This window comes from Paraburkholderia sp. (genome assembly GCF_036488505.1).
GTDB lineage: Bacteria > Pseudomonadota > Gammaproteobacteria > Burkholderiales > Burkholderiaceae > Paraburkholderia.
Map to the genome: position 1 here is coordinate 1 of NZ_DASXHN010000036.1, position 12279 is coordinate 12279.

Genomic DNA, 12279 nt, shown 5'->3' on the forward strand with positions numbered 1-12279 from the left:
GCGAGAACTGGAGCGCGGCGCGTACGCGTTCGATCGTGTCGTCAAAGCCAATCGCCGTACGCCGCCGGCGGCGGCAGAAAGACGATAAGAGCAGTGACGACACGATCGAACGCGTCACGCGCCGCGCTCCAGTTCTCGCAACATCCGCTGCACCGCGCGGGCAGTTCCAAGCGGCTTTTCCATCGGATAAAGATGGCTGCCTTCGATCCACTCGACATGACCACCAGTCGCGCGGCGCGTCGCGGCGAGACCGGCCTGGCGGATTTCCTTCGAGTGTGTGCCGGCGATAAAGCCGACCGGCACCGGCGCGCCATGCGCGAGCCGCGCGCCGAGCGTATGCGGCAGCGTCCTGTAGATCTGGTATTCGATGCGACGATCGAACGCGAGCGCGCGTGCGCCGTCGGGCGAGCGCTGCGGGATGCCGAAGTCGATGTAGTCCGACAGCATCCGTTCGTCCCAGCGCGCGAATGCGGGCTTCGCGTGAAAGTGCCGCCACGCTTCGTCGCGGCTCGCCCATTGGGTGCGCCGCGTGCGTGTCGCGGCCGCGGGCGACAGCCGTTCGTCGAGCCCGGTCCATTGCGACACGCGCAGCATGCTGCTGCGCCAGCCGGCGATGACCGGCGAGTCCAGCATCACGACGCCTCTGACCCACTGCGGTTTTTTCAGCGCCGCCATCAACGATAGATAGCCGCCGAGCGAATGGCCGACGAGCCACACCGGCTGCGCGTACGCGCGACCGATATCGTCGAGCAGCTGCTCGACGAGATGCGGCCAGTCCTGAGTGACCGGAAAGCGTGAGTCGTGGCCGATCCGTTCGATATAGCGCATCTCGTAGTCGTCGGAGAGTTCGGCGAAGATCGTCCGGTATGTCGAGGCCGGAAAGCCGTTCGCATGCGAGAAGTGAATGATGTTTTTCAAGTGCGGCTCTCTCCGTTTCTGTCTCTTGCGGGCAGTGTCGACGCGCGCGCTTTTGCATCCGTTCTCGCTTGCGTCTGGAGCGCGCTGCGGGTTGCATCCGCGCCCGCACTCGTTGCCGTGCTCGCGCGCTCTTTCGTTTGTCGATGCGTCGCGGGATCAGCGGTCCGTCCAGTAGCGGCGCTGCGTATCGCGATAGCGCTCGAGTATGAGCGCGGCGCCCTGCGCGCCGGGATCGACGTCCACACGCGCCGCGCCGTCGCGGTCGCTCCGCGCAAGCTCGATACGACGCGCGTTGTAGCGTTCCAGCACGCCCGCATTGGGATGATGAAAGCGATTTTCGTAGCCTACCTGAAATAAGGCGATGGACGGGTCGACGGAGTCGAGGAACGGCTCGGTCGACGACGTCTTGCTGCCATGGTGCGGCACCACGAGCACCTGCGCGCGCAATGCGCGGCGATCGCGCGCGAACAACACGCGCTCGGCCGGGGCCTCGAGATCGGCACTCAGCAATGCCGCGAAGCGTGGCGCGCTGGCATCGCGATCGGCATTGGCATCGGCATCGGCCCGCGCGGCTTGCACACCGGCGGCGGCAGGCACGGTTGCAACGCGCAGCACGCAGCAATGCTCGTTCGGCTTGCCGTGCAACGGGCCCGCGTCCGGCCACAGTATCGTGAACTCGACGCCATCCCACTGCCAGCGCTGCCCCGCCGCGCAGCGGAGCGTCTCGACGCCGAGTTGCCGCGCTTGGGTCCACAGCGCGTGATCCGGCGCGAGCGCGCCGACGATCTGGTGTATGTCGATCGCATCGAGCACCGCGGGCGCGCCGCCGGAATGATCGGAGTCGGCGTGGCTGACGATCAGCGTATCGAGCATCGTCACGCCTTGCGCCTGCAGGAACGGCACGACCACGCGCTCGCCAGCGCGGGTCGACTCCGGGCCGGGTCCGGCGTCGAACAGCAACGCGTGATGCGCGGTCTGCACGAGTATGGAGGTGCCCTGGCCGACGTCGAGCGCGGTCAGCCGGAACGCACCCGAGGGGGCCGTCAGCGCCCCATCCGCGCCTGGTATCAACAACGGCAGCCACGTCAGCGGCGCGGCCCAGCGCAGCGGCCAGCCGCGCGGCGCGAGACACCACAGCACGCCGACAGCCGCCGCGGCAAGCGTCCACGCATTCGGCTGCGGCAGCCACCACAGCGTCCAGCGTGGTCCGCAGAAGTCTGTCAGCAGTTGCAAGCCGGTCGAGAGCAGATCGAACAGTCCATGCGCAGCCACCCACGCGAGCGCGTCGAACGGCGCGGGCAGCACCACGCCCGCCAGCACCGCCGGCGTGACGAGCAGGCTCACCCACGGAATCGCGAGCGCGTTCGCGAACGGGCCGATTAGCGGTATCTGAGCGAACCAGTAGACGGTAAGCGGTGCGAGCGCGACCGTCACCGCTAGCTGCACGTGCGCGGCGCCGGACAGCCGTTCGGCGAACGCATGGAGACACCGCATCGATCCCGCGCGCAACGCCCGAAGCCTGGCTTTCGCGTTATCACGGCCATCGCGCGGATCGCCGTCCCGGCCGTCATCGCCATGAAGCGGCTGACGCTTGCGCCGCGTCGGCCGCCCGGACACCGCGAACAGAATCGCGCCGACCGCGCCGAACGACAGCCAGAATCCCGCCGACACCACCGCCCACGGATCGATCAGCAGCACCAGCCCGAGTGCCCATGCAAGCACTGTCGAGCGCGCGAGCTGGCGCCCGCTGACGAACGCGAGCGCGACGACCAGCGCCATCCACAATGCGCGCTGCGCCGGCACGTTGAAGCCGGCGAGCCCCGCATGCAGCGCGGCGAACAGCGCGCCGGCCGTCACGCCGACCAGCGGCGCCGGCAACCGCAGCGGCCAGTTGCGGCCGAGCCAGCCCGAGCGCCGCCAGACCGCGGCGGCGAGCCAGCCGGCCAGCCCCGCAACGAAGCCGATATGCAAGCCGGAAATCGCAACCAGATGACTGGTGCCGGTGCCGCGCATCAACTGCCAGTCCGCAGCGCTGACTTCGTCCTGCGCACCGATCGCGAGCGCGACAATGATCCCGCGATGCCGCGCGTCCCCCAGCACGCTGTCGATCCGCGCGCGCAACGCGGCGCGCCAGCGGTCGATCAATACCGCCAGGCCTGCGTCAGCGCCGAGCCGCACCGCGCGTTCCGGCGCGCTCACGTAGCCGCTCGCCCGCACGTTACGCGCGAGCAGATTCGCCTCCGCGTCGCGCACGCCGAAGTTCGCATTGCCGTGCGGCCGCCTGAGCCGCACGGTCAGACGCCAGCGCTCACCCGGTTCGAGCGTCGGCGCGGGGGTGTCACGGGCGATCCACGACAACTGGATCACACGTGGGAAGAGCGGCACGCCAGCGTCATTCGTATCGACCTGGAACAGAAAGCGCGCGCCCGGCTCGTGCCGCGACGGCAGGCCCTTGATACTGCCAACGACCTCGATGTCGCGCCCTTCCCACGCGTGCGGCAAGCTGAGCGCGAGCCGCGTCTGCGCGCGCAGGGCCGCATAGCCAAAGCCGATGCAGATCGCCGCGCACCCCAAGGCGCCCCAGCCGATCACGCGCCGCACACGCTCGCCACACCGCGCTCGCTTGATACGGCGCGCGAGCGAATCGGCGGTTCCCCGTTGCTCCCCGTCAGAAGCAGGCAGCGTGTCGGCGCCGCGCAGCCCCCACATTGCGACGCCCAACGCGGCGCCCGCCACCAGCACCAGCGCCCACCATCCAGCCGCTTGCGGCAACGCCGCCTGCCGCTGCAACCCTATGACGCCCAACGCAAAACCACACCACGCTGCCCGCATTCGCCCTCCGATGCGCGCGCGCCCGACGCTGCCACGCGCGCGGACAGGCAGCAGCGAGCCCGCCGGGCGTGGGTGTCGCCCGGCGCACACCAAAACCAACCGAATCGATTATGCAGACGAAAGCGCGAGTCGAGGCAACGCGGCGAGTGCGTTAGCCGTTGTGCCTAGGGCCGCTGCGTCGGAAGTGACACCGCGCAGTTGCGCGAGGCTCGCGCCGATTGCGGGAATCTGTTCGGGAGAATTGCGCTGTTTGTACATCCACGATGGCGCGATGTCCGGCGCGTCGGTTTCGACGACCAGTGCGTCGAACGGCAGTTGTTGGACCAGACGGCGGATCTGTCGCGCGCGTTCGAACGTCACGTTGCCGCCGAAGCCGAGATGCAAGCCCTGATCGATATAAGCCTGAGCCTGCTGGAAGCTGCCGTTGAACGCATGCGCGATGCCGCGATGGATCTGATGCCGCCGCAGCCCCTTGATCACCTGATCCTGAGATTTGCGCACATGGCAGATCACCGGCAGGTCGAACTCGCGCGCGAGCTGCAACTGGCCGTTGTAGAACAGTTGCTGGCGCGCGTCGTCGAGCCCTTCGACGAAATAGTCGAGCCCGATTTCGCCGATCGCGACGAAACGCGGATCGTCGAGGCTCGCCTCGATTTCGCTACGCAGCAAGTCGAGATCGCCGTCGTCCGCGCCCGGTGTGAACAGCGGGTGAATGCCGAGCGCGTACGCGCCGCCGTCGACGCGATGCGCAAGCTCGCGCACTGCCGCGAAGTTCTGCCGCCCGATCGCTGGAATCACGATGCGCGACACGCCGGCACTCCGCGCCGCCGTCGCGACGGCGTCACGGTCGGCATCGAATTCCGAAGCGTCGAGATGGCAGTGCGTATCGATCCACATGAGCTGTCTCACTAACGGGCGGCCAGGCCAGAACTGCCCCCGTATGCGATGGTTCACCGTGAGCCATCGCGGACCACGGCAGTCAGGGCCGGCCCGCAACGGCCATACCCGCCGGCGCCCTCCCCGTCAGACCGGAATCGGCGGCTCTTCGTGCAGCACGCCGTCGCGCAGCCGCATGATGCGGTCGCAGCGCCCGGCCAGTTCGGGGTCGTGCGTGACGATCACGAAACTCGTTTCGAGCGTGCGCGACAGTTCGAGCATCAAATTGAACACGGTGTCGGCGGTGCCGCCGTCGAGGTTGCCGGTCGGCTCATCGGCGAGCACGCAGGCCGGCTTCGTGACGAGCGCGCGTGCGATCGCGACGCGCTGACGCTCGCCGCCCGACAGCTCGCCGGGCCGATGTTTCGCGCGATGCCCCATGCCGACGCGCTCCAATATCGCAAGCGCTTCGCGGCGCGCGGCTTCGGGCGTCTCGCGGCGAATCCGCAGCGGCATCGCGACGTTATCGAGCGCGGAAAACTCCGGCAGCAGATGGTGGAACTGATAGACGAAACCGAGCGCGCGATTGCGCAAATCGTTGCGCTCGCGCTCGGAGAGTTGCGTGAACGGTTTGCCGAGCACCGAGACCTGACCCGCGCTCGGATCGTCGAGACCGCCGAGCACATGCAGCAGCGTGCTCTTGCCCGAACCCGACGCGCCGACGATCGCGAGCTTCTCACCGCGCCGCACGTTCAGTTCCGCGTTGTCGAGCACCTGCACATTCAGCCCGCCCTGCACGAACGATTTGGAAATGCCGGTTGCCTCCAGCACATGCGGATACGACGCGGGATCCTGAGCGGTCATGGTTGATTCGGTGGAAAGACTGGCGGGACGGTCATTCATAGCGCAGCGCCTCCGCGGGACGAACTTTCGCGCCGCGCCAGCTCGGATAGAGGGTCGCCAGCGCCGATAGCGCGAACGCGATTACGCCGATACGCACGACATCGGATGGCACGAGTTCGGACGGCAACTCGCTGATGAAGTACACCGACGGCGGCAGGAACTGCACACCGAACAAGTGCTCGATCATCGGCACGAGCCATGGAATGCTCCACGCGATCAGGCATCCCAGCGCGACGCCAATCGCCGTGCCGATAAAGCCGATCGTCACGCCTTGCACGACGAAGATCTTCATGATGGAGCCCGGCTGCGCGCCCAGTGTGCGCAGGATCGCGATATCGGCCTGCTTGTTGGTGACGGTCATGACCAGCGACGACACGAGATTGAACGCCGCAACCGCGATGATCAGCGTGAGGATGATGAACATCATGCGCTTTTCGATCTGCACGGCCGAGAACCAGGTCTTGTTCTGCTGGGTCCAGTCGCGAATGTAGAGGTCGCCCGACAGAGTGTGCGCGAGTTGGCGCGCGACCTCGGGCGCGCGCTGCATGTCGGTCAGGCGCAGCCGGACGCCAGTCGGCGCGGGCAGCCGGAACAGCGCCTGCGCGTCGTTGATGTTGATCAGTGCGAGCGTGCTGTCGTACTCGTAGTGTCCAGACTCGAAGATGCCGACCACGGTGAACTGCTTCAGACGCGGCAGCATGCCGGCCGGCGTGATTGTGCCTTCGGGCGCGACCAGCGTGATCTTGTCGTTCAACTGCACGCCGAGACTGGCGGCGAGGTCCGCGCCGAGCACGATGCCGAAGTCGCCGGGCGTCAGATTGGTCAGCTTGCCGGCTTTCATTTCCTTGCCGATATCGGACACTTCCGGCTCGAGCGACGGCTCGACACCGCGCAGCGCGACGCCGCTCACCGCGTCCTGGCGCGTGAGCAGCGCCTGCGCTTCGACGTACGGCGCCGCGCCGATCACTTCCTTGTTCTGGCGCGCCTCTTTGGCGGTCAATTGCCAGTCGGGCATGGAGCCGGTCGGCGAAAAGATCTCGACGTGCGCAAGCACCGACAGCATGCGGTCGCGCACCTCTTTCTGGAAACCGTTCATCACCGACAGCACGACGATCAGCGCCGCGACGCCTAGCGCGATGCCCGACATCGACACCAGCGCGATGAACGAAATGAAGCCGTTACCGGTCGTGCGTTTGCCGGCGCGTGTGTAGCGCCAGCCAATCTGCCATTCGTAGGGAAATTTCAAGCGAATCCTTGTCTGCGTTCTTCAGCGGTGTGCTGTGCGCGGCGAGCGCCTGGTGCGCAGCGCCCGCCGGCCGGAGCGTTGTGATCGTTGGGCTCGCGGCGGCGCGGATCGTTCCACGCGGGCGGGACGCCGCGCGTCGACACTGCCGACACCGTCACCACCACCACGGCACTGCGCATGGCCGCCATGCGCGCCGGCCCACCCCGCTCGACGCCGCCGCCTGGCGCGATCAAGCGCGAAGTTTGCCACACAATCTCGCCGGCTCGCCCAACGGCCGCACGTGGTCAGGTTACCGCAACGCGACGCGCTCGCCACTGCGCCCGTTCACGCTGCCGATCGAATCCACGCACTCTTTGCCCTACAATGCGCAGCATCATGCCTGCCGACCGCCTCCATCTTCTGCTGCCTTTCGCGCTGCCCGCCGCGGCCGACGCTTCCACCGCCCTTCACGATATCCAGAGTCCGGCCCTCGACCGGCTGATCGCGCGCGCGACGCTGGTCGAACGGGTGATCGGCGAGGATTTCCAGCGCACGCTGCCGCATGAGCGCTGGGTTGCGCGGCAATTCGGCGTGCTGCCCAATGCCCAAGCTAACGACGCGGCCGCCGCCGATGAAGCACCGCTGGCGCCCTACATGCTGCGCGCGGACGGCGGCGAGCCCGGCAACGCGACGTGGGCGTGCGTGCAGCCGGTCCACGTGCGTATCGCGCATGACCATCTGGTGCTGATCGACCCCGCCTCTCTCGAACTGTCCGATGACGAAGCCAGCACGCTGCTCTCGCTCGCGCGTCCGTTGATCGAGGAACTCGGCGTGCGCATCGAGGCGCCGAAGCCGACCCGCTGGTATCTGTCGAGCGACGACTTCGGCACGCTCGCGGGCGCCTCGCCGTTGCGCGCGAGCGGCCGCAACATCGAAATCTGGCTGCCGCACGAAGCGCATTCGGGCGAGCGTTCGCGCGCGTGGATGAAGCTGCAGAACGAAGTGCAGATGGCGTGGTTCGAACACCCGGTCAACCAGGCGCGCGAGGCGCGCGGGCTGCCGGCCGTCAACTCGATCTGGTTTCACGCGCAGGGCGTCGCGCGGCCCGTGCGGAGTCCATTCGCGCGCGTGCTGTCCGAGGCGGCCGCCACGCGCGGCCTCGCGATCAGCGCGGGCGCGGCGACGGGCGCGCCGCCCGCTTCGTTCAGCGGACTCGCGGCGCTACGGCGGGCGCCGGGCGCCAGCGACGTGGCCGGGGCCAGCAGCAGCTCGGCGACGGCGCGCAATGGCAACAGCGACGGCCCAATCGGCAGCAACGGCGAAGGCACGACGCTCGTCGAGCTCGATCCGTTTTCCGCGCCGTATATCGAACAGGACTGGGCGCGCTGGAACAGCGCATTCGCCGCGCTGCAAACCGAGTGGTTCGAACCCGCGCTCGCGGCGCTGCAATCCGGCGAGCTCGCGCAACTGGTCCTGACGCTGTGCGGCGACACCGGCTCGGTGACGCTCAACGTCACGCGCGCGGATCTGCGCAAATTCTGGCGGCGGCGCGTGCTGGCCTCGCTCTTCATCGAATGATCCACGGCCTTTTGGCATGACCCGAATCGTTACGCGCCCCTGCTCTCCCGTCGACGCCGAAGTGCTCAGCCGTCACGGCCTGCACCCCGTGCTCGCGCGCCTGTATGCAGCGCGTGGCGTGTGCGTGCCCGATGAACTCGAAACCGGCCTCGCGCGGCTGGTGCCGCCCGCCGAACTGAAGGGCTGCGACGCCGCCGCCGTCCTGCTCGCCGACGCGCTTGAGCAGCGCCGCCGCATGCTGGTGGTGGCCGACTACGACTGCGATGGCGCAACTGCCTGCGCGGTCGCGGTGCGCGGGCTGCGCATGTTCGGCGGCCACATCGATTACCTGGTGCCGAACCGCATGGAGCACGGCTACGGGCTGACGCCGGACATCGTCGCGCTGGCCGCGGGTAGCGCGGCCGGCAAGCCCGAACTGCTGATCACGGTCGATAACGGCATCGCGAGCGTCGACGGCGTCGCAGCGGCCAACGCGCTCGGCATCGACGTGCTCGTCACCGACCACCATCTGCCCGGCGACGAACTACCCGCCGCGCGCGCGATCGTCAATCCGAACCAGCCGGGCTGCGCGTTTCCGAGCAAGTGCATCGCCGGCGTCGGCGTGATGTTCTACGTGCTGCTCGGGCTGCGCGCCGAATTGCGCCGCCGTGGCGCGTTCAGCGACGCGCTGCCCGAGCCGCGCCTCGACGGACTGCTCGATCTCGTCGCGCTCGGCACGGTGGCGGACGTCGTCAAGCTCGACGGCAACAATCGCGTGCTGGTCGCGCAAGGCCTGCAGCGCATCCGCCGTGGCCGCATGCAGCCCGGCATCGCGGCGCTGTTTCGCGCCGCCGCGCGCGATGCGCGCAACGCCTCCGGCTTCGATCTCGGCTTCGCGCTCGGCCCTCGCCTGAACGCGGCGGGACGGCTGTCGGACATGTCGCTCGGCATCGAATGCCTGACGACCGACGACGTCGGCCGCGCATGGGAGCTCGCGCAGCAGCTCGACACGATGAACCGCGAGCGCCGCCAGATCGAAGCCGGCATGCAGCAGCAGGCGCTCGACGATTTGTCAGCGATCGACCCCGACGGCGCGACCACGATCACGCTGTTCAATCCGGACTGGCACCAAGGGGTGATCGGCATCGTCGCGGGGCGTCTGAAGGAGAAGTTCCACCGGCCGTCGTTCACGTTCGCGCCCGCCGACGACCGCGGCGTGCTCGTGAAGGGCTCTGGCCGCTCGATCGCGGGCTTCCATCTGCGCGACGCGCTCGATCTGATCTCGAAGCGCGAGCCGGATCTGATCGTCAAGTTCGGCGGTCATGCGATGGCCGCGGGTCTGACGATCGCCGCCGCCGACGTCGCGCGCTTCACGGCCGCGTTCGAGGCGGTCGGGCGCGAGTGGCTCCCCAAGGAAGCGCTCGCACGCACGGTCGAGACCGACGGCGAACTCGAAGACGCGTACTTCACGCCGCAATTCGTCGAGATGCTCGACGCGGCGGTGTGGGGCCAAGGGTTCCCGGCGCCGGTATTTTCGGGCGAATTCGAGATCGCGTCGCAGGCGCTGGTGAAGGACAAGCACCTGAAACTGCAACTGCTGCGCGGCCGTCAACGCTTCAACGCGATCTGGTTCAACCACACCGACACGCTGCCCGCGCGCACGACCGTCGCGTACCGGCTCGCGAGCGATACGTGGAATGGCGTCGCGCGGGTGCAGCTGATCGTCGAGCATGCGATGAGCTGAGGCGGCAGCGCCGCCCCGCCAACGGGTCGAAAATCGCCGCAAAATCAACCGCGAACACGCGCCGGATCGCCCGCTAGGCCCCGGCGCGGCGTGCCGATCGGCTATAATTTCAGCTTTTTACGAAGCCATAAAGATCGACATGGAAGCGGAACGTCTCAACGCGATCGAAGCCTCTCTGGCGGACCTGCGCAAGCGCGCGGCCGACCTACGGGGGTATCTTTGACTACGACGACAAAGCACTGCGTCTAATCGAAGTCAACCGGGAACTCGAAGACCCGGACGTCTGGAACGACTCGAAACACGCCCAGGCACTGGGTAAAGAAAAGAAACTGCTCGACGACACGGTCGGCAAGCTCACGTCGATCAGTAACGACGTGCGCGATGCGCAGGACCTGTTCGAGATGGCCCGCGAAGAAGGCGACGACGAAACCTTGCTCGCCTGCGAGGCCGACGCGCAAGCGATCGAAGCGCGCGTCGCCGACATGGAATTTCGCCGGATGTTCGCGAACCCGGCCGACCCCAACAACGCATTCCTCGACATCCAGGCTGGCGCCGGCGGCACCGAAGCGTGCGATTGGGCGGCGATGCTGCTACGCCAGTATCTGCGCTACTGCGAGCGCAAGGGTTTCAAAACCGAGGTGCTCGAACAGACCGACGGCGACGTCGCGGGCATCAAGAACGCGACGATCAAGATCGAGGGCGAATACGCGTACGGCTTCCTGCGCACCGAAACGGGCGTGCACCGCCTCGTGCGCAAGTCGCCGTTCGATTCGTCGGGCGGCCGTCATACGTCGTTCTCGTCGGTATTCGTCTATCCGGAAGTCGACGATTCGATCGAAGTCGACATCAACCCGGCCGATCTGCGTATCGACACGTACCGTGCGTCGGGCGCGGGCGGTCAGCACATCAACAAGACCGACTCCGCGGTGCGGATCACGCACATGCCGTCGGGCATCGTCGTGCAGTGTCAGAACGACCGCTCGCAGCACCGCAACCGCGCCGAAGCGATGGCGATGCTGAAATCGCGCCTGTACGAAGCGGAAATCCGCAAGCGCCAGGCCGAGCAGGACAAGCTCGAAGCCGGCAAAACCGATGTGGGCTGGGGTCACCAGATCCGTTCGTACGTGCTGGACAACAGCCGCATCAAGGATCTGCGCACCAACGTCGAAATCAGCAACACGAAGAGCGTGCTCGACGGCGATCTCGATCCGTTTATCAGCGCGAGCCTGAAACAGGGCGTCTAAGCGCCGTTGTCGCGGCCCGCACGGCCGCGCCAGCCTTGCCCTGATGCGCGATCTGCGTCTTGCCTCATTTTCCCGCCTGAGGTTTTTACACTGACTGGCCCCGCGCACGCGAAGCACTCCGCCGCGCGCCACCGAATACCAACTCATCATGACCGAACCGACCCAGCCGAATGCGGCGCCCGTCGCGCCCGAAGCGGACGACAACAAGATCATCGCCGAGCGCCGCGAAAAACTGCGCGAGCTGCGTGAGCACGGCGTCGCCTATCCGAACGACTTCCGTCCCACGCACCACGCCGACGATCTGCAGGCGCAATACGAGCACACCGACAAGGAAGCACTCGAGGCGAATCCGCTCGAAGTCGCGATCGCCGGCCGCATGATGCTCAAGCGCGTAATGGGCAAGGCCAGCTTCGCGACCGTGCGCGACGGTTCGGGTCAGATCCAGTTCTTCATCACGCCGGCCGACGTCGGTCAGCCAACTTACGACGCATTCAAGAAGTGGGACATGGGCGACATCGTCGCCGCGCGCGGCGTGCTGTTCCGCACCAACAAGGGCGAGCTGTCGGTGCGCTGCACCGAGCTGCGTCTGCTATCGAAGTCGCTGCGCCCGCTGCCGGACAAGTTCCACGGTCTCGCCGACCAGGAAATGAAGTACCGCCAGCGCTATGTCGACCTGATCGTCACGCCAGAAACACGCCGCACGTTCATCGCACGCACCAAGGCGATCGCGTCGGTGCGCAACTTCATGGCCAAGGCCGACTTCATGGAAGTCGAAACGCCGATGCTGCACCCGATTCCGGGCGGCGCGGCGGCCAAGCCGTTCACCACGCACCATAACGCGCTCGATATGCAAATGTTCCTGCGGATCGCGCCGGAGCTGTATCTGAAGCGGCTGGTGGTGGGCGGCTTCGAACGGGTATTCGAGATCAACCGCAACTTCCGGAACGAGGGCGTGTCCACGCGCCACAACCCCGAGTTCA

General features: G+C 67.2%; 9 protein-coding genes. 4 read left to right on the forward strand and 5 right to left on the reverse strand.

The window, feature by feature from the left end; translation table 11 throughout:
• Nucleotides 1-114: 114 nt before the first annotated feature.
• From VGH68_RS02210 to VGH68_RS02230, 5 genes are all read right to left on the reverse strand, one after another.
• Nucleotides 115-918, reverse strand: coding sequence for an alpha/beta hydrolase (locus VGH68_RS02210; protein WP_331601869.1), 804 nt, complete (start codon nucleotides 916-918; stop codon nucleotides 115-117).
• A 156-nt stretch (nucleotides 919-1074) separates the two neighbouring features.
• Nucleotides 1075-3750 (reverse strand): DNA internalization-related competence protein ComEC/Rec2, encoded by a 2676-nt coding sequence (locus VGH68_RS02215; protein WP_331601870.1) that lies wholly within the window; start codon nucleotides 3748-3750, stop codon nucleotides 1075-1077.
• 108 nt (nucleotides 3751-3858) lie between these two features.
• Nucleotides 3859-4647, reverse strand: coding sequence for a TatD family hydrolase (locus VGH68_RS02220; protein WP_331601871.1), 789 nt, complete (start codon nucleotides 4645-4647; stop codon nucleotides 3859-3861).
• A 126-nt stretch (nucleotides 4648-4773) separates the two neighbouring features.
• Nucleotides 4774-5529, reverse strand: coding sequence for a lipoprotein-releasing ABC transporter ATP-binding protein LolD (lolD, locus tag VGH68_RS02225; RefSeq protein WP_331601872.1), 756 nt, complete (start codon nucleotides 5527-5529; stop codon nucleotides 4774-4776).
• Nucleotides 5522-6775, reverse strand: a complete 1254-nt coding sequence (locus VGH68_RS02230) for a lipoprotein-releasing ABC transporter permease subunit (RefSeq protein WP_331601873.1) — start codon at nucleotides 6773-6775, stop codon at nucleotides 5522-5524. The genes lolD and VGH68_RS02230 overlap by 8 nt, the downstream gene beginning before the upstream one ends.
• A gap of 363 nt (nucleotides 6776-7138) precedes the next feature.
• Here VGH68_RS02230 and VGH68_RS02235 point away from each other — a divergent pair, with 363 nt between their 5' ends.
• The 4 genes from VGH68_RS02235 to VGH68_RS02250 form a co-directional block, all read left to right on the forward strand.
• Nucleotides 7139-8332: a regulator gene (locus VGH68_RS02235; RefSeq protein WP_331601874.1), complete on the forward strand. Its 1194-nt coding sequence runs from the start codon at nucleotides 7139-7141 to the stop codon at nucleotides 8330-8332.
• A gap of 16 nt (nucleotides 8333-8348) precedes the next feature.
• Complete coding sequence (gene recJ / locus VGH68_RS02240; RefSeq protein WP_331601875.1) at nucleotides 8349-10055, forward strand: single-stranded-DNA-specific exonuclease RecJ; 1707 nt, start codon at nucleotides 8349-8351, stop codon at nucleotides 10053-10055.
• 139 nt (nucleotides 10056-10194) lie between these two features.
• Nucleotides 10195-11299 (forward strand): peptide chain release factor 2 gene (gene prfB / locus VGH68_RS02245; RefSeq protein ID WP_331601876.1). Its coding sequence is split into 2 segments (ribosomal slippage): nucleotides 10195-10275 and nucleotides 10277-11299, totalling 1104 coding nucleotides; the frame shifts between segments, so codons are not numbered across the junction.
• Nucleotides 11300-11447: 148 nt separating this feature from the next.
• On the forward strand, nucleotides 11448-12279 hold an 832-nt coding region (locus tag VGH68_RS02250), incomplete at its 3' end, for an amino acid--tRNA ligase-related protein (RefSeq protein WP_331601877.1).